Origin of the sequence: Algoriphagus sp. (assembly GCF_046296635.1) — a bacterium.
GTDB lineage: Bacteria > Bacteroidota > Bacteroidia > Cytophagales > Cyclobacteriaceae > Algoriphagus.
The window spans coordinates 1-19,214 of the sequence record NZ_JBKBKZ010000004.1 but is presented as its reverse complement, the minus strand read 5'-3'; the positions used below and the strand labels follow the sequence as shown (position 1 = coordinate 19,214).

Annotated in this window: 14 protein-coding genes; 6 read left to right on the top strand and 8 right to left on the bottom strand. The window is 42.1% G+C overall.

The features are described 5' to 3' along the window. The first annotated feature begins 3 nt into the window (after positions 1–3). Positions 4–837, top strand: a complete 834-nt coding sequence (locus ACK4HU_RS04410) for a hypothetical protein (RefSeq protein ID WP_409803654.1) — start codon at positions 4–6, stop codon at positions 835–837. A gap of 1 nt (position 838) precedes the next feature. On the opposite strand, the gene ACK4HU_RS04405 is transcribed toward ACK4HU_RS04410, so the two are convergent. After that, positions 839–1,984 carry a cystathionine gamma-synthase gene (locus tag ACK4HU_RS04405; RefSeq protein ID WP_409803652.1) on the bottom strand — a complete coding sequence of 382 codons (1,146 nt, stop codon included), beginning with the start codon at positions 1,982–1,984 and terminating at the stop codon, positions 839–841. Positions 1,985–2,198: 214 nt separating this feature from the next. Here ACK4HU_RS04405 and ACK4HU_RS04400 point away from each other — a divergent pair, with 214 nt between their 5' ends. Further along, a complete protein-coding gene (locus ACK4HU_RS04400; protein ID WP_409803650.1) occupies positions 2,199–2,894 on the top strand; it encodes a TVP38/TMEM64 family protein in 696 nt (231 codons plus the stop codon). Here ACK4HU_RS04400 and ACK4HU_RS04395 read toward each other — a convergent pair. Both ACK4HU_RS04395 and ACK4HU_RS04390 read right to left on the bottom strand, forming a co-directional pair. Further along, positions 2,891–7,915 (bottom strand): C25 family cysteine peptidase, encoded by a 5,025-nt coding sequence (locus ACK4HU_RS04395; RefSeq protein WP_409803649.1) that lies wholly within the window; start codon positions 7,913–7,915, stop codon positions 2,891–2,893. The two genes, ACK4HU_RS04400 and ACK4HU_RS04395, sit on opposite strands and share 4 nt — an antisense overlap. Then, a complete protein-coding gene (locus ACK4HU_RS04390; RefSeq protein ID WP_409803647.1) occupies positions 7,912–9,036 on the bottom strand; it encodes a PorV/PorQ family protein in 1,125 nt (374 codons plus the stop codon). The genes ACK4HU_RS04395 and ACK4HU_RS04390 overlap by 4 nt, the downstream gene beginning before the upstream one ends. A 365-nt stretch (positions 9,037–9,401) precedes the next feature. On the opposite strand from ACK4HU_RS04390, the gene ACK4HU_RS04385 reads away from it, so the two are divergent. The 4 genes from ACK4HU_RS04385 to ACK4HU_RS04370 all read left to right on the top strand — a co-directional run bounded on the left by ACK4HU_RS04385 (position 9,402) and on the right by ACK4HU_RS04370 (position 14,021). Continuing rightward, positions 9,402–9,731 (top strand): PadR family transcriptional regulator, encoded by a 330-nt coding sequence (locus tag ACK4HU_RS04385; RefSeq protein ID WP_409803645.1) that lies wholly within the window; start codon positions 9,402–9,404, stop codon positions 9,729–9,731. A gap of 123 nt (positions 9,732–9,854) precedes the next feature. Beyond that, positions 9,855–11,810 (top strand): PspC domain-containing protein, encoded by a 1,956-nt coding sequence (locus ACK4HU_RS04380; protein WP_409803643.1) that lies wholly within the window; start codon positions 9,855–9,857, stop codon positions 11,808–11,810. An 86-nt stretch (positions 11,811–11,896) separates the two neighbouring features. Next, the gene (locus tag ACK4HU_RS04375; RefSeq protein ID WP_409803642.1) at positions 11,897–13,297 is read left to right on the top strand and encodes an MBL fold metallo-hydrolase RNA specificity domain-containing protein; all 1,401 of its coding nucleotides are present in this window, start codon (positions 11,897–11,899) and stop codon (positions 13,295–13,297) included. Between the two features lie 259 nt (positions 13,298–13,556). Continuing rightward, positions 13,557–14,021: a carboxypeptidase regulatory-like domain-containing protein gene (locus tag ACK4HU_RS04370; protein ID WP_409803640.1), complete on the top strand. Its 465-nt coding sequence runs from the start codon at positions 13,557–13,559 to the stop codon at positions 14,019–14,021. 176 nt (positions 14,022–14,197) lie between these two features. Here ACK4HU_RS04370 and ACK4HU_RS04365 read toward each other — a convergent pair whose 3' ends face one another. The 5 genes from ACK4HU_RS04365 to ACK4HU_RS04345 all read right to left on the bottom strand — a co-directional run bounded on the left by ACK4HU_RS04365 (position 14,198) and on the right by ACK4HU_RS04345 (position 19,016). After that, positions 14,198–14,392: a hypothetical protein gene (locus tag ACK4HU_RS04365; RefSeq protein WP_409803638.1), complete on the bottom strand. Its 195-nt coding sequence runs from the start codon at positions 14,390–14,392 to the stop codon at positions 14,198–14,200. 223 nt (positions 14,393–14,615) lie between these two features. Further along, the gene (locus tag ACK4HU_RS04360) at positions 14,616–17,153 is read right to left on the bottom strand and encodes an ATP-dependent Clp protease ATP-binding subunit (RefSeq protein ID WP_409803636.1); all 2,538 of its coding nucleotides are present in this window, start codon (positions 17,151–17,153) and stop codon (positions 14,616–14,618) included. 80 nt (positions 17,154–17,233) lie between these two features. Then, positions 17,234–17,857 carry a WbqC family protein gene (locus ACK4HU_RS04355; protein ID WP_409803633.1) on the bottom strand — a complete coding sequence of 208 codons (624 nt, stop codon included), beginning with the start codon at positions 17,855–17,857 and terminating at the stop codon, positions 17,234–17,236. A 104-nt stretch (positions 17,858–17,961) separates the two neighbouring features. Beyond that, positions 17,962–18,591: an L-threonylcarbamoyladenylate synthase gene (locus ACK4HU_RS04350; protein WP_409803631.1), complete on the bottom strand. Its 630-nt coding sequence runs from the start codon at positions 18,589–18,591 to the stop codon at positions 17,962–17,964. Beyond that, positions 18,591–19,016: a (deoxy)nucleoside triphosphate pyrophosphohydrolase gene (locus tag ACK4HU_RS04345; RefSeq protein ID WP_409803629.1), complete on the bottom strand. Its 426-nt coding sequence runs from the start codon at positions 19,014–19,016 to the stop codon at positions 18,591–18,593. The genes ACK4HU_RS04350 and ACK4HU_RS04345 overlap by 1 nt, the downstream gene beginning before the upstream one ends. Positions 19,017–19,214: the final 198 nt, after the last annotated feature.

Sequence of the window (19,214 nt, the reverse complement as noted above, 5' to 3'; positions counted from 1 at the left end):
TCCATGCCAGTCAGAACTTCTCCTGTTTTCCAGATTTTTGAGCTACAGCATCAAGAAGCCAAAACACTCTTTTTGGCCCTCGGTAAACAGGTGAAATCCAAGAAAGCAATCGAATTACAGACCAAACTGGAGTTTTTGGAGCTTTTTGTAGACTTGATGGAAAAAGTACATTTCCAGAATCTAAGCCTCGGGAATGACATATTTTCTCCTTTCAAGGACTTGAAACGGTCACTCCGTAAAACTCACCACTTGAAGTTGGTAGAGCGAAACCTACGATCTCGTGAAGAAAAAACCGAGTTGCTTTACGACAGTTATCGAGAATATCTGATGGTGCAGAAAAGAAAAATTCAAAAGGAAGCTTTTGACCTTGTTGTTGGGAGTCCGTTGAAAACCTGGGATGATTTCAGCGAAAAAGCACATCAGACAAGTCGGGGAATCAAACCACTCACGATCAATACTGCCATAAATCAGCTCGTACAGGAAGAGCTTGAGTCCATACATCGCGAACTCAAAACTCCGATGTCAAGTCAGGGATTTCGGGATTTATTTGAGAGTCTTCGCAAAATAATCATGCTGGAAAACTTACTGATTCAGCTTGGTTTCAATCCGATATTTGTTTCGGCCATACATGAAGAAATCAGTCAACTGAAAGAAAATCTCAAGCCTTGGTATTCCAATCATTTGGCTTTTCAGACACTTTCGGGATTTTTGGCAGAAAAAACCAGTATTTCCAAAAAGTACATGGAGTGGATCAAAGAATTGAAAGTAGAAAAGAAAAGCCTGTCTTCCGAGATCGAAAAACAGGCTTTTTCACTGCTTAATAAGGTTTTGGTCTGAATTAGATTTTTGCCAAAGCCTGTAATAAGTCATTTTTGAGATCTTCCGCATCCTCTACTCCGACACTCAGTCTAATCAGTGAATCCACTAGACCTACTTTCTCACGTTCTTCTCTTGGGATACTTGCATGCGTCATAGATGCCGGATGCCCACAAAGTGATTCTACCCCTCCTAGCGACTCAGCCAAAGCAAACAGCTCGAAATTCTCCATAACGATTCTTGCATCCTCAATCCGGTTTCCCTTTAGGGTGAATGAAATCATCCCACCGAAGTCCCGCATTTGCTTTTTGGCAACGAGGTGATTTGGATGATCTTCAAATCCAGGCCAATAGACCTTGTCTACCTTTGGGTGATTTTTCAAATAACCCGCTATAGTCTTTCCATTCTGGCAGTGACGCTCCATTCGAAGGTGCAGTGTCTTGATTCCTCTCAACACCAAGAAGCAGTCTTGAGGACCTGGTGTTGCGCCACATGCATTTTGCAGGAATACTAACCTGGCAGCAAGCTCGTCATCATTCACTACCAATGCTCCCATGACTACATCTGAATGTCCGCCGAGATATTTGGTCACGGAATGCATAACAATGTCTGCACCGAAATCCAGTGGATTTTGCAGGTAGGGAGAAGCGAAAGTATTATCCACAGCAAGCAGCAAATTGTGCTTTTTGCTGAAAGCAGCTAAAGCCTCCAAGTCAATGATATTCATCATCGGATTGGTGGGAGTTTCCACCCAAACCATTTTGGTGTTTTCATTTACATAAGTAGCAAGCGAGGCTGGATCAGCCATCGGGACAAAGTGGAATTTGATCCCGTATCGCTCAAAAACTTTGGTGAAAAGTCGGTAGGTCCCGCCATAGAGGTCATTGGTCGAAATGATTTCATCGCCCGGATTGAAAAGCTTGATCACTGAGTCAATTGCTCCAAGTCCTGAAGAAAAACAGATCCCATGCTTTCCGTTTTCCAAAGCAGCTAGACTGTTTTGAAGCGCTGTGCGGGTGGGGTTGTGTGTGCGGCTGTATTCGTAGCCTTGGTGATCTCCCGGTGATTTTTGGACATAAGTGGATGTCTGATAAATGGGAGTCATGATAGCCCCGGTAGTTGGGTCTGGGCTTACGCCCGCATGAATGGCTTTGGTACCAAATTTCATTTGTGGATTTTGTTTTTAAATGGTCAAATGGAATGTCCTGAATAATCATCCTCCTTTTGGAGAAGCTATTCTGATGGGCATTTCATTATTCTTTTGAGTTTAAATTCTTAACGTAGAGATTTCCAGTGATTGGATGATTTCCGGTGAAAATCCGATTTTGGGTGCTAAACTTGCTGGGAATTCTATCAAAAACTCCCGCAATTACCCGTCAAAGATGACAAAAAAGACCAGCATTTTCAAGACTTTAGGTGTGTACTTCAAAGAACATCCTGGGGCAACAATTGGTTGGATTTGGGTGACATTAATGCCCGGGATAGGGAGTCTGATTTTGTTTTCAAACTTTTCTAATCTGGAGAGTATGAATCTTGAAGGAACATTTTTTCATCTCGGCTTCATCCTTTTCACCGCTGTTTCATTGGGTCTTGCACTTTTACCAACGACACTGACCGCTCTTGCCACCGGTTATTTCTTTGGATGGATTGGTTTTCCCGGATTATTTATCGGCTACCTCCTTGCCAATGTGATCGGATACACACTTGGAAAAACGCTAAATGCCAACTTTTTACCTCTATTATCTATTCAAAAGCCCGAGTTTAAACAGCAATTGGAAAGGAGAATTGAACATCCCGAGAGCCTGATTTTCTTCGTTCGGATTAGCCCTGTCATTCCATTTGCAATTTCTAACTTCCTTTTTGCTTCGCTAAAAATCGATCTAAAGAAAGTCCTACTTTATGGAATTCCCGGCATGCTTCCCAGAACACTGATTGCCTTTGGTACCGGGCTTTTGGCAAGTTCATTTTTGGATGCACAAAGCGCCATGAATGATCCCGTTCAATGGATCATCCTGGCAGTTTTGTTTGTGGTGAGTTTTTGGGGACTATATAGAAACTGGAAAAATGCTAAACCCTAGCGAAGCAGGTACATTTTGCCATAACCCTTGGTAAATCCTCGGTCTCCGGCAGTCGGTCGGTGCTCCATGAATTGGCCATTTTTCCGGATCAAGACCCGATAGATATACACGCCATTTGCCAATTGATCTCCAAATTCATCTTTTCCATCCCAAGCATATTCCGTTAAATTATTGCCGATTCGGATTGGTCCCAGCTCATTTTGAAGGATTTCTCGCACCACTTTACCCGTCACGGTCATTACCTGAATTTTGATTTCATCAGGAATTTCTGAACCGGTTAGGGTGAACACAAACCGGACTGAAGTGCTGAAAGGATTTGGATAAGGATAGAAGTTAGTAATCTGAGACTCGTTGACCACCTCAAAAGTGATCTCATAGGGTTGAGAAGAGTCTTCATTGGTGATTCTCAAGGTATAAATACCATCTTCGAGAGGTCCAGGGATGAAGGATACTCTAAAGCTCTCGGTAGCTGAGGCTGGGGTCCAAGTCAAATTGGGATTGGAGAAGTTGACTTTGGCATATTGACAGCCATCACATTTCTTCTTTAGGAAGATTTCCATTCCCAAGGTATCCTTTTTATAAAGTAGGGTTTGGTCGTTTTTGAGTAAAGCGGTAACCATCACATTTGGTGAAACAAGGTCCCCATCCATGATGTAGATTCCATCAAAATTCACATCCAGAAGCGAGGTGGAATTATCCCCTTCTACTTCAAAAGTCACTCCCAAATCGATCAGATTATTACGGTAGGTTTGTTCCCTTAAGATTCTCGGGTTGGCAAAAACCTCCAATTTAGTTTCTCCGGCCCGACCAATGCTATTAAACTCAACCGTGAACTCAGCTTGATCTCCGGCTTTTACAGGAGGTAGTTTTATGGTAAAATTCTCTACTTTTTTGGTTGTGATATTGGTCATTTTGTAATTCACCTGAATAGAATCCGGAAAATCGTAAATCGAAGCATTTTTGAAAATGAAATCAATTTTGGAGCTCTGACCTTCTCTTAGTCGGACACGATCACCTGGATTTTTCTCCAAAAGAACACCCTCAGGAACGCCAATAAAATCTACCTGCCACTTGTCCAATTGAGCCGGCTTAGTGGAATTTTTATCATTCATTTGATACCGAAGTCTGAGGTACGGATAACTCATGGGATTGATAAATGAGAGATCTATTTCCTTTTCTAAAGTATTTGACACCAAGACCGATTCAACTCCATTCTCGTTGATTCCCAAAATATCAAATTGGGTGAAGTCTTCCTCATTGATCCAGTTTCTGGCATTTACATTCTGGAAAAATCGTTCCCACGTTGATGCAGGACCAATTCGTGGAGAGAGGATCACTCCATCGGTGAAGTATCCTTCAATGTCTGATTTAAAGCTAAGGGTTTGTTTCGAGGATGGCTGATTGAAATTCGGATTGCCAACGATCTCGATTGATTCACCCGGTCGCATTCCTTTTCGTCCGTAAAGAATGTAAGGGTCTCCACTTTTCAAGGCTCTTAGCGTCGCTTCGTTTGCTCCAAAGGCTCTCAGACTCTGGAAGGCACGATCTGGCCAAGCATTAAAGTTGACATTACCGACGGTAAAGAGGACCACATAATCTCCCTCTTTGACACCTCTTACATAGTCCTGCAAAATGGTATTCCCCGGTGTGGTAATCCATGCATTTTGGATACTTTGGATCATCTGCGGAACCCGACCGCATGCCCTGGAATCCAGGATATCAAATCCCGGTACAGGAATGGCCAAATAAGGAAGTAAGGTTCTTTGATCGATTGCTACCAGCCCTATCGATCCATTGGGACAAAGCCTGCTGTTTGCGTTGTTTACATTATCGATGATCTGCGGAACATTATCATAGTAAAACTGTGTATTCCGGAAGTTAAGCGAGTCCACACCCGTTCCAATCGTAAATACTTCAATATTGATTTTTTGGCTGATGTACTTCCAGGACTTTCTTGCCTGATCCAATTCAATGTTTTTAAGATCACTTTGATCCAACTGATCCTCTACCCGTTGAGTCCAACCATTTCCAGTATTTGGAATAAACGAAAAACTACTGGTAGACCAAGCATCAGTTTCCCCGGCTCTGGGATCCTGATAGCGAGATCTCCAATAATAAGTCGCGGAGTCGTTTCCGGCCAAGAGGCTTACAGGCCACTCTACCAGTCCTGAAGTGGTGGAGCGAAGTTCTTTTCTGAAAGCAGAATTGAAATTAGTAGTAGTATCCAACTGAATGATAAGCGTTCTGTTCTCCGTGAGTTTTCCCGGAGCTTGAGTGATCAGTTTAAGGTCTTTTTGGTTGACTATTCCAAAGTCTGTTGGATAAAGGTTGATCGTACCACTGAGCGCAATGAAAGCCGTGTAGGTAATTGAATTATTTGAAAAAGTCATTTCAGGAACTGATCGATCAGTATTTACAGCGATTGTAAACTGATTTTCACCTGCTGCATCTAGCTGAAAATTTGGAATAGAAAAAACCAAAGTATCCGACCTGGAAAAGGATGGAATTCTGACCGGATCAAAACTAATAACAGTTCCATCAGGAAGTTTTCGATCGATCTTGAAATCCAAAGAATCAGGATTGATGATTCCCAAATTTCTGACAAGAAAAGAAAGTTTGAGGTTTTCCGATATTGCTGATAGTGGAGAATTATCGAAGGTTCCCAAACTTACCTCTTCTACATTTACTGCATAATCGGCTTTGTCTGCCGGGAAAATGCGTATGGCAGGATCTCCCAGCATGATCATCTGCTCCATATGAGAGTAATTCAATGGATTAGTGCCATAAGTTTCGACAAAATTCTTCTCAGCTTCTTGCTTCACCTCACCGATAGTTCGATAAATTCTGGAGCTATCCGCAAATGCAGTATTGTAAAATAAATCAGAATATCTTCTCAAGTAAATATCCACCCCAATGGAGGAATTGGCCATGACAGTCACCGCACCTTTGTCTGGAGTAATCACCCAATCTTCGCCTTGTGTATATAAGGTAGTAAAAGCACTTCCATAGTCACATCCATTGAATAACATGACCGGATATTTCCCTTTGTTAGCATAGCCTAAGGTAGGATCTGAGGCAAATCCAATTTCAATATCAATGATGGTAGGTGCTCCATGTCCGAAAAATGTTAACATGGATCGACCTTCATTAAGATCACCGGAAATATCTATTGACTCTACTACAGAATTTGAGCGCTTTCTGTGGGTCTGTACATGTCCTCCCAGAAAAGGACCTTCGGCAATTGCCTTGAAGCCGTTGAGAAAACCGAAATAACGCTCTAGTTCAAATTCTGAAACTCCCCCAGACAAGTGAATCAATTCCTTCTGCCAGGGTGCACTGACACCGACTTGGTCTTTTTCGATTGCCTTGTCAAGATAGTCTGCTAAATGTTGCGAGTTTTTGGCAGGAATTCTACCTACAGCAAAAGCCGGTGTTGTAGGATTGTCGGAATCCAGATTTAATGCGTAGACATTGTCCGAAAAAGGATAACCACCTACCGGGACTAAATCCTGAAATGCAAATGCCTCCTGGGAATTTCGATAAAAGACGTTTTGATTATTGAGTCGAGCTTGAGAATAAATAGCGAGAGACCGACCGGCAAGTAGCACATGAGTTGGCTTGTGAACAGGATAATATGCTTTGAAAAATTCATACAAGGCCACAGGCGATTTTTCACCGTATCCATATTGATCATAAATCTCCTCCATTCTCACCGTCAGTGTATCAAAGCCACCACCTAAAGCCGAAGCTCGATGTTGGGCATACATTTTAAGCGGATTGGCGTATTTGGAACTTGGCTTTTCCAATTCCCGATGACCCACAATGACATAATTAGCGGCCTGGGCAAGGTAATTTCGAAATTTTACCTTTTGCATAGGGCTTACAGGAATTACAGATTTTTCTGTCTGAATCCAGATTTGGCTGGATTGACCAGGGACAGCGGCTGTAAAACTCATCGTTGTTCCTACTTTAGATATAGCCACTTTCTGAGCCGAGTAGATATCCGACACATCTAAGGCCACATAATTCTCCTGCACTTGATTGATCACAGCCCGCTGATTTCCTGCCGGAAAGATCATTAGTCTCGGGTCGAAATCTCCTGCCTGAATTGGCTTACGAAAAGTGATTTTAGCATAGGCCACTGAGATATTGTCTACAGATTGAGTTCCTTGAGGTAGGATTTTTACCACGAGCGATCCATTCGTATGGAAATCGCTCATTTGTAAATCAAGGACAAGCTGAGGATTTTCAAAACCGGTAAAACTAGCCTGGGTCAGTGCTCGCTGTGTACCAGTCAATGGTCCAGCGCTGATAGAGACAGCATGGCTATTCTCTGACCTCCCGACTAATCCTATTTCCAATTGGGCGGTGCCAGAGTTAAGAAGTGTGCCCAAACCTGTAAAAATCAAATCGCGGGCATTCCCTTTGGTGATTATAGTACTCATCCATCCTTGACCTAAATCAAAGGAAGAAAGTCTAAAACCTAATGCGTACGCTCTACCAAGGGAATATTGATCAGAAAAAACCTGAAGCCGCTCAGTTTCAAAACTGGTAATCTGAGGCAGATTTGCGGTCGGCAAAGGCCTTAGAGTCATGCGCTTTCCGGGTGTACCCGGTGTAACAGTCAGAAAAAAAGCAGTGGTATCAGTATAGGTGTTAAAGTGCGGATTTGGAACCTTTGGAACTCCGGAATAGAGCTTTTTATCCAATTCAGCGTCATTTCTTATTCCATAAAAATCAATAAAATCCTGCGGGTCAACCTTACCGTCATTTTCTCCTTCCACATGGATAGCCACCTCCCTGCCCCGATGAAATACCCGAATCATTCTAGGGTCAAGGGTGGAAAGATTCAGCCCGGAAGCTTGGAGAACATCTGCTGAAATTCGATAAATTCCATCCTGAGCAGTTGGGATCTTGTAATAAGTTAATGAATAATCATACCAGATAGGATCTTGAGCTTTTGCAAAGGCTACAGCAAAAAACATCATCAGTAAAGTCAGAAAGGTCTTTTGAAATCTCATCTCTCCCAAGCTTTAAATTTTCTGAAATCTGAAGAAAGCTTTTCCAGACTCACTTTTATACTAAAAATATGAGAATAGGGACTCTCAGAGACATCTCCTAAATCCGATAACGCATAATCAATCTGAAAGCGCTCATTCAAAATCACACCTATTCCTGCTGCGGGCATGTAATTCAATGTTTCCTTTCCCTGAAAATCTTTGATGTACTGGAAATTGCTTACCCCTCCTCTCACAAAAACCAATTGCTTGAATCCTAATTCCAATCCAAACTTAGGATCAATATTGAAAGCTGAAGAAGATATGACCGTGTTTCGAGCTCCATCAAAAGTAGTTTCCAAATCCAAAGCAGTTAATAAGTTAAACTGTTCACCAAGTTTCCAGTCGTAAGCGATACTGGCAATCGCTTTTGGTAATGTGATCTCTACAGAATTGATTGGAACTTCATTATTTGTCTGGGAATAAATATCACGAACCATTTCAGCATTATGAGACCAGGCATTGTAAGTTGTGGTAATGTCTCTGACCATTAGTCCAAAAGTCATTCGCTTTTGAATATAAATTCCTCCCACGTCCAATCCAAAACCCCAAGCTTGTGCAAACTTCCCGACGTTGCGGTGAATTACCTTAGCGTTGGCTCCGAGTTTGAACTTGTCCGAGATATCTCGTGCAAAACTGAGCAGTAAGGCGTAATCTGCTGCGTTGAAAAATTGGATGTTGTTGTAATTGAGAGCACCATTAGCATCATATAAAAATCTGGTATCAGGAATATCATCAACACCAAATCGGATTAGGGAAACTGCCACTCGGTTTTGATTTCCAACTGGAGTGCTGAATCCCAAGTAATCATACTGTGCAATCCCTGCGAAATATTCTGCATGCATTAAGGAGAACTCATATTGATGTTGAATGCCGGTGAGGGCGGCCGGATTCCAATAAGCGGCGGTCACATCCCGAACGGCACCAACTTGGGCACCTCCCATTCCGAGTGCTCGTGCACTTACTCCAATGCTTAGAAATTCATTGGAATATTTTGGAGTAAGGTCTTGGGAAAAGACAGAACTTGCCCAAAAAACTTGAACCCAAAAGAGGATAACGCAATAGAAAAATTTCACTTTTCTCATTTTCACGTTTCGAAAATAATTCAAATTCAAAAACTCCTAACAGCTTACATAGAATTTAATCAATAAAACGCTGTGTAATGTACATCATCGGACACTTTAATGTCTCAAATTAGAACATACGCATCAGCCCTTCGATCAAGACGGAGGTCAGGATAAAAAAAAATCGTTCCTATTGAAATGAATAGAAATATCCTCATTTGAGCTCTCAAAGCTTATTTTTCAAAGCTCGGGTATCCATACCCGATAGTTTTAACAAGGAATTAGGTTATACAAGGTAGCTTAGAAAAGATTGGTATCATTTTTCTTCAATTCATGGAAAGTGAAATAAAATTTTACTCCGAAAGGAGACTTAATCACAACCTACCATGAACGTCGCCAACACACAGATTCAAATGCGTAAAGGGCTCCTTGAGTTTTGCGTATTGCATATCATCTCCCGAGGCGAGGTATATACTTCAGATCTCATCGAGGAGCTGACCCAAGCTCAGATGATAGTGGTCGAAGGCACCCTCTACCCGCTACTCAATCGGCTCAGATCTGCCGAGCTAGTCACCTACAGATGGGTGGAGTCCGAATCCGGACCACCTCGAAAATATTACTCTATCACTGAGGAGGGGAAGAAATTCCTGCTCACCCTGTCTGACACCTGGTCTTCACTGGTCAATTCTACATCTGAAATCACCGCTAAGAATTGATCACAAGCCAACCCTTAAAAAGACATATCATGAAATCAAGCATGACCCAAAGCGACACACAGAGGGATGATTATAATTCATGCGAAGATTCCATGTGGCCTTTGAAAAAAAAATTATAAACACATGAAAAAGACCATAAGCATCAACATCAGCGGCATTCTCTTCCACATCGAAGAAGACGGATACGATACGCTACGGAAGTACTTGGACGCTATCAACAGGCACTTTTCCGGCTACAAAGACAATCAGGAAATCATCTCCGATATAGAAAATAGAATAGCAGAGATTTTCCTGAGCAACCTGAAAAACAACAAGCAGGTGATCACGGCTGAAAATGTGGATAAACTCATTGAAAAGATGGGAACCATTGCAGACTTCACGGCTGTGGAAGACGAAAAAGAAGAACCCATTCTAGATGACACCGATACTCAAAAGGAAGATTTCTACAAATACGTCACGCCTCCTGGAAGTGAAACAGGAGGTTACAAAAAACTAAAGCGGCTTGAGAATAAAAAAATCCTTGGTGGGGTCTGTGCAGGAATTGCCAGTTACTTCTCTGTGGATCCACTATGGACAAGACTGATTGCGATTCTGCTTTTATTCAGTGGCAATCTCAACATGAAATTTGGATTCTTTGATTTTCTGCCCTTCGATAATTTTAGATTCAATTTGAGCTTTGGCTTCTTCGCCATAGTAGCCTATATCGTGCTGTGGATCATTCTTCCCGTGTCTTATGAAGTCGTAGAAGACACTAAAGTCAAAAAACTCTACAGAAATCCCGATGATAAAGTCTTGGGAGGAGTTTCAAGTGGCTTGGCTGCATACTTTGGAATTGAGGTGCTTTATGTGAGACTTGCCTTTGTATTATTGGCTTTTGCAGGTGGATCAGGAATTCTGATTTATTTGATTCTATGGATTATCACTCCGGTTGCCAGCTCTATCATGGAACGGATCAAAATGAAAGGTGGCGAGATCACGCTAGACAGTATTGATTCCACCATCAAGGAAAGTATCAATCCGATACCTCCACAACCTGAATCTCAGGCAAGGAAATTATTAATGGCTCCTTTCCGGATTTTGGGAAAAGTGATTGACGCTATTGGATCTGCATTGGGGCCTCTCGGAAACTTAATAGGTACCGTGATTCGCATCATCTTTGGATTGATTATCTTCTTTATTGGATTATCACTGACAATTGCTCCTCTGATAGCTTTGGCTGCATACTTTGGATTAGCAGATCCGGATTATAGAGCTTTGATAGATAATTTCCCGGTGGAATTATTCACCAATATGGTTCCTATTTGGCTGGTTGTGGCAAGTATGGGATTATTGATCATTCCTGGAATCATCATATTGCTTCTCGGCCTTAGCGTGCTGGCGCAGAAAAATCTAATTGGAGGCCGTTTTGGATTGGTCGCTTTGGGTCTGTGGTTACTTTGCATCGGGATAGCTGCATTCCAAATTCCAAAAATTGTGGCTCAGTTTAAAGAGGAAAACAAGTTTGAATCCACGGTAATTCTACCTGTTAGCAAAGGCACTTTAATCCTAAAGGCAATTGACTTGGAGGATGAGGATCTTTTCAATAAGGCTAATCTCCGGCTTGTCGGAACTCCAGATTCTGTGATTACATTATCCCAGGAGTTTTCGTCTCGCGGAAGAACCAAGCAAGAGGCATTGGAAAATGCCAAAAAACTCACCTATTCCTATGCTGTATCAGATTCGGTAGTAACATTTGATGAGGGATTTGATTTCAGAACCTTGGATGCTTTCCGAGATCAACGCATCAATCTCAAACTCAGCATTCCTTATGATCAGCCATTCATCATGGAAAGGTCTCTGCTTGGAATACTCCGCAACACGATCTACAACAATGGCTATCGGTCTTCAGATGTGAGATCCTCCGCTGTTTGGGTGTTCAATGAGGCTGGACTAGTTTGCTTGTCTTGTCCCACCAAAGGCGAAAACTCAATGACATGGGAAAATGAGGAAACAGAAAAAGTCAAACTAGACTCCCTCACCAAAGCTAAAATCGACAGCACCACTCGCGCAAAATTTGCAGATTCTTTCTTTATGAAATAATAACTGAAAAAAACCACCCAATTGAGAAAGAGGCACCGGAAGGTGTCTCTTTTTTTGTACCTTCTAGCCAATTAAAAATTAAGGAAATGGATGTCACAGCAAAATTTTTGGGAGGCGCAGGAGCCGTCACCGGATCAAAATATCTAATTGATTTAGGTGAATTTGAATTTTTGGTGGACTGCGGGCTATTTCAGGGTCGTAAGGAATTGCGAGAGCGAAACTGGGACAAATTCCCAATGCCGGTAGACAAGTTGGATGCGGTAATTTTGACTCATGCCCACATGGACCACATTGGGTATTTGCCAAGACTCGTAAAAGAAGGCTTCAAAGGACCCATTTACTGTACTGAAGCTTCAGCGGAATTAGCTAAAATTTTACTTCTTGACTCCGGGAAATTACAAGAAGAGGAGGCTGAGTTTGCCAGAAAAAAAGGGTATTCCAAACACGAAGATCCACAGCCCTTGTACACGATGGAAGATTCGGAAGCTGTATTTCCTCAACTGGTACCCAAGTCTTTTGATTTGCCGTTCAACATTCACCCGGGAGTTGATGTGACGTTTTTCCATGCTGGTCATATCCTTGGAGCATCGATTGTCAAGGTGATTTTAAAAGGGGATTCGCAGACTAAGAAACTGGTTTTCTCAGGAGATCTTGGCCGATATCATGACCCCATTCTTTTCCCACCATCTCCCATTCCGAAGGCAGATATTGTGTGGATTGAATCCACCTACGGTGACCGAAAAGCGACCAATACCAAACCTGAAAATGAGTTGGCAAGGGTAATTCGGGAGACATTTGACAGAAATGGGCTGGTGATCATTCCTTCTTTTGCGGTGGGAAGAAGTCAATTGATGCTTTACCTAATTTATCAATTAATGGAAAAAGGAAAGATTCCCAAAGTGCCGGTTTTCCTGGATAGTCCTATGGCGATTGATACCACCAAACTATACTTGGATTTTCATGCAGACCATCGGCTTTCGGCTATGCTGGAAGAAGAAAATGAGCATGCATTTAAGCATCCACAGCTTCAATACATTCAGAAAAAAGAACAGTCCAAGGCCTTGAATGAATTTAAAGGACGAGGAATCATAATTTCGGCAAGTGGGATGGCAACAGGCGGCCGTGTGCTTCATCACTTATTTCATCGTCTACCGGATGAAAGAAACGGCGTGGTAATAGTGGGCTATCAACCTGAAGGAACTCGAGGCAGGAGATTACTGGATGGTGAACCAACAGTCCGGATTTATGGGGTGGATGTACCGGTGAAGGCTGAAGTCTATCATATTTCAGGTCTTTCTGCCCATGCAGATCAAGATGAATTGATGGAGTGGGCGGAAGGATTTTGTGAAAAGCCGAAATTGACATTTATCGTACACGGCGAGGCAAAGAGTGCAGATGCTTTGGCTACAAAATTAAATGAAGAGTTGGGCTGGAATACGGTGGTACCACAATATTTGGAATCATTTGTGCTTTTTGAAGGGATTTAAAAAGATATAAGACGGGAGACAGAAGACGGAAGAAAAACATAATCAAACGTTGAGATTGGCTTTAGTTTTATCTAGGGACAAAACCACTCAATAAATAAAATCTGATTATACGCTATTCTGCCAGTAAACAAATTTAATAACTCAATTGGGTCGGATGTCGGGTGTCCGATGTCCGATGAAGCCTAACATTTGGTGTTTCCAGGTAATTTTAAGTCTATACCAATTCTACTGGCAAAGTTCCATATATACATAAAATATCATGAATTCGCTTTCACTTCTTGCTTCCATCTTATTTACAGGAATACTTCTAACTAGCTGTAAACAATACAAACCCGAGGGTCAGGGCATCACAGGAACAGTCACCTGGCTGGAAGGAAATCACATGCCCATGATGACTGAGGATAGAAAAGCCAATACCAAAGCGGGCCCAAAGCCAATACAACGGAACGTAAGAATCTATCCATTAACCAAGTTTTCTGATTTGAAGATGGAGGAAGGCCTATTCACGGCAATCGCCAAAAAGCCAGTTGCAGAAGTTGAATCAAACGAAAGTGGGGTATATTCCATTAAACTCAGTCCGGGAAGATATTCGGTTTTTATCGTGGAGGAAGAAGGACTTTTCGCTAATATTTTTGACGGGGAGGGAAATGTAAACCCTGTTACTGTCAAAGAAAACGAATGGACTTTGTTGGATGTGGTGGTGAATTATAAGGCTGTATTTTGATGGATTGGTTCTCACTTATTTGGCTAAAGCCCGATTGAGATTATAAATCATGGAGGAATGGGCTAAAGCCACATTCCTATTCATAAAAAAGATCATTTTGGTGTTTCATCGATGAATTCCCTCCAACTTTAGTTGGAGGATTAAAAAATCACAGCCGCTTCCCGGCTTTAGCCAAATCATTTATCACAGAATCGCTCAAACCCGTATTTGACGATGAATTCTTCATATTCCTTTTGAAAAGTTTTTTTATGGTGATGTTTTCTTGATTTTGAAATTTGCCTGGAGGAGGCTAAAGCCACATTCCTATTCATGGAAATGAATTTCACCCGGAGTTTCCATCTGGAATGGGCTAAGGCCGAATTTCTATTCATTGAAAATGTCATTTTATGGGTTCATCCATGAATCCCCCCCACTTTAGTTGGAGGGTTAAAAAATCGCAGCCCGCTTCCCGGCTTTAGCCAAATAATTTATCACGGGAATTTTAGGAAGTAGTATTTGGCGATCTAAAGGTTCGTTTTCGAAGAAATTGAGAACACAAAAAAGCCCCAAACTCTCGTCTGAGGCTTTCTCTCATTTAATCATTTTCACTTAAACTTATTCTTCTGCTTTCTCTTTTTTCTTTACAGAAATCGTAAGCTCGGTGCCTTCTCCGACATAATCGGCAGTGATGACATCGCCTTCGGAAAGGTCACCTTTCAATATCTCTTCAGCAATCGCATCCTCAAGATATTTCTGGATCGCCCTGTTCAAAGGTCTGGCACCATACTGTTGATCGTAACCTTTTTCCGCAAGGAAATCCTTTGCCTTGTCAGTCAACTCAATCTTATAACCTAGGTCAGTTATTCTTCTGAAAAGCTTACCCAAACTGATATCAATTATTTTAAAGATATGATCTTTGCTCAGTGAATTGAATACCACCACATCATCCAATCTGTTCAGGAATTCTGGACTGAAGGCTTTCTTCAATGCAGACTGAATCGTTGCCTTCATGACGTCGTCATTTCCTTCAGACTTGGCGCGATTGGCAAAACCAATACCTGCACCGAAATCCTTCAAGTCACGCACACCAATATTGGAAGTCATGATGATAATCGTGTTTCTGAAATCTACTCTTCTGCCCAATCCGTCAGTCAAAATTCCGTCATCCAAAACCTGGAGCAATATGTTGAATACATCCGGGTGAGCTTTTTCGATCTCATCAAGCAATACTACGGAGTATGGCTTTCTTCTGACCTTCTCGGTCAATTGTCCACCTTCTTCATATCCTACATAGCCTGGAGGCGCTCCAACCAATCGGGATACAGAGAATTTCTCCATGTATTCTGACATGTCAATTCTGATCAAAGAATCCTCTTTGTCGAAAAGGTAAGTAGCTAACATTTTGGCCAATTCTGTTTTCCCAACTCCTGTTGGACCAAGGAAAATAAATGAACCGATCGGCTTTTTAGGATCTTTCAATCCTACTCGGGTTCGCTGAATGGCCTTGGTCAATTTCTTGATTGCCTCGTCCTGTCCGATCACTTTTCCACCCAACTCGATATTCATGTTGAGCAGTTTTGCGCCTTCATTCTGTGCGATACGTTTGGCAGGAATACCGGTCATCATCGCAATTACCTCGGCGACATTATCCTCTTCTACCACAAAACGCTTGGACTTACTTTCTTCTTCCCAACGATTTTTTGCAGTTTCCAATTGCTCAAGGAGTTTCTTTTCCTTGTCGCGCAACTGGGCAGCTTCTTCGTATTTCTGAGATTTAACTACTCGATTTTTTTCAATCTTGATATTCTCCACCTCAGCTTCCAGCTTCAATATATCTTCCGGAACGTGAATGTTGTTTATGTGAACTCTCGCTCCTGCCTCATCCAAGATATCGATTGCCTTATCAGGAAGGAATCGATCAGAAATGTACCGATCAGATAACTTCACACAAGCAGCAATAGCTTCGGGGGTGTAAATCACATTGTGGTGATCCTCATATTTGTCCTTAATGTTTTCAAGGATTTGAATCGTTTCTTCAGGTGAAGTGGCATCAACCATTACCATTTGAAATCGGCGAGCCAAAGCTCCATCTTTTTCAATGTACTGACGATACTCATCCAAAGTAGTGGCTCCGATGCATTGGATTTCTCCACGGGCTAAAGCCGGTTTGAACATGTTAGAGGCATCCAGGGATCCGGATGCACCACCAGCTCCTACGATTGTATGCAACTCGTCAATGAAAAGGATAACGTTTGGAGATTTTTCCAACTCATTCATCACGGCTTTCATTCGTTCTTCAAACTGACCTCTATATTTTGTGCCTGCAACTAATGACGCCAAATCCAAAGTCACCACACGCTTGTTGAAAAGCACTCGGGAAACTTTCTTTTGAACGATTCTCAAGGCAAGACCTTCAGCAATGGCAGTTTTACCTACACCAGGCTCACCAATCAGAATTGGGTTGTTTTTCTTTCTTCTAGAAAGAATCTGAGCTACTCGCTCAATTTCTTTTTCACGACCGATGATTGGATCCAACTTATCATCTTCCGCCATTTTGGTCAAATCACGTCCAAAATTATCCAAAACCGGAGTTCTGGACTTTTCAGCGCCTGGCTTTGCCTGACCACCGGATCCACTCCCGGATGAACCAAAGAGTTTGGATCCATCATCATCTCCGTCTTCTGCTTCAGCTTTTGCTCTTGGAGCAGTACCCGCATCTGACTGCATTTCCAACATTTCTTTTACAGAGTCATAGTTCACTTCAAACTTATTTAAAATCTGTGTTGCAATATTGTCTTCATCTCTTAGGATAGAGAGAAGCAGATGTTCGGTTCCGATTAACTGGCTTTTGAATATTTTAGCCTCCAAATAGGTGATTTTAAGCACTTTTTCCGACTGACGAGTCAGTGGGATATTAGCCATATTTTTCACATTGTGGTTAGCAGTGCCTTTCACAGCACGCTCGATTGCATTGCGCAACTCATCGAGAGGTACGCCAAGTTTTTTTAGAATGGAAACAGCTACACCTTCTCCCTCTCGAATCATGCCTAGCAAGAGGTGCTCTGTACCAATGTAATCATGACCCAACCGGAGGGCTTCTTCGCGGCTGAGGGAGATCACCTCTTTGACTCTATTTGAAAATTTTGCTTCCATTTAATTCCTTTCTTATTGATAATAAACCTTTACGTATGTTACCGAATTTGTTTTAAAAACACAATCCTTTTAAGGATTGTTCACTGTTTTTTTCTCGAATCTCTCAGGATTCTATCAGACTCAGGGCCTACACAAAATAACAAATCCAGAATTCCTAGATTAGGCTCAAAGTCTAAGCCAAAAAGCTGACTGTAGGATTGAGGCATATAGTAATTTCTCTCTGAAAATAGCCTTGAAGGCACAATCTGAGCCCTTATGTCCAATACATCACTAGGGATATTCACCCCCTCAAATACAGTAAGTCTGGCAGGCCAACGAAGCAGCCTCAGACAGATTGTCAGCAAGCTTAGATTGAACCTCCAAAGACTCGACTCTTTGGATTCATAAATTTCCTGGAAATAAGGAAAATAATATTCTAAAAACGGTGCTTTCCCATACCCACTTTGAATTCCTCTTAGGTGAGTTGCTTGCCAGTTTTGGGTGAAATCGATCTTTACTTGGTCGATTGGCAACCTGGGACGACGCCCTTGAATTGGTACACTTAGCGTCTCCACCTTATTTGCCAAGCGAATTTTTGTCCTATTAAAATAGGATTGTCTTGGGTAACTATCCTTAGGGAAAATTAAAATCTCTTCAGCATCGGCAATCGCAGCAAAAAATTCAAGACAAGGGAGAAAGTGAAGGTCTACGGCGACTCGGGACATGGGGTTTGCAGTGGTTATTGGTTATTTGTGAAAGTATGAAAGCTCAAGTACGAAAGCTGAAAAAACTTCATCGGACATCTGACATCCGACATCGGACTAATTTCTTACACAATATCCTCCAATTGACCGAGTCCTTGACGGATAATTTCCACGTCGTCACCTGTGCAATCCAAAATCGTAGAAGCCACATTTTGACCGTATCCTCCGTCGATGACTATATCTACCAAGTGCTGATATTTTTCGAAAATCAATTCCGGATCTGTGCTATATTCAATCACTTCATCCTCATCATAGATAGAAGTCGAGAGAATCGGCTGACCGAGTTCCTCCACAACTGCTCTGGGAATAGAATGGTCTGGCACACGGATGCCGACTGTCTTTTTATTACTGTAAAGGATTTTTGGTACCACAGAACTGGCCTCCAAAATAAAGGTAAAAGGTCCCGGGAGAGCCTTTTTCATCATCTTAAAAACAGGTTTGGTGATCATTCTAGTGTACTGTGCGATATTACTCAGATCGGCGCAGACAAAAGAAAAGTTATGCTTTTTGGGATTGATTCCCTTGATTTTGCAGATGCGCTCTACCGCTCGCTGATTGGTGATATCACATCCCATTCCATAGACTGTATCAGTCGGATAGATGATGATGCCTCCATTTCGAAGGACGTCAACTATCTGTCGCACTCGCTTGGGGTCAGGATTCTGTTCGTATAGCCGGATAAATTCAGCTGCCATTATAGGTTAGGTTTGGTTTCTTCTACATGCTTAACCCATTTCTCATGCAATTCGTGCACAATCGGCAGATCGGCTGCCGCCCAATCCACTGAGAAAAGGGCCTTTTCACCAAGCCAAGTGATCTCCGCATGCTCCAGCAACTGAAAATTAAAACTTTCAAGCGAAGCCAAAAAAGGAATCAATTGAATGATTTTACCGGAGGTATAGCTGTGTTCACTTGGAGAAAGAGCCCCAATGATCCTGATTTTGACAGCCAATTCTTCCATAATTTCCCGTACTAAGCAGACTTCAGGCTTTTCACCATCCTCAATTTTTCCTCCTGGAAATTCCCATTTCCCCGGCAGATCCATAGTTTGGGATCGCTGCGCGGCCAAGACTTTTCCTTGGTGCAAGATAATGGCGCAGGTGACGGGAATTATTTTCATTGAATAAAAGTAGAAATACTTGGAAATTAAACCGCTGACGCGGTTGAAATAGGAAAATAAAGAAATACGGTTTAGATAAATCCGCTAGCGCGGACGAAATAAAGATTTAAAAATATGATTGTCCGCTTCTTTGCCAGTAGATCAAAATGGCCTCGACTTCGCTCGGCCACCGGATTTCAGGTTATTAAAGGGAGGGGA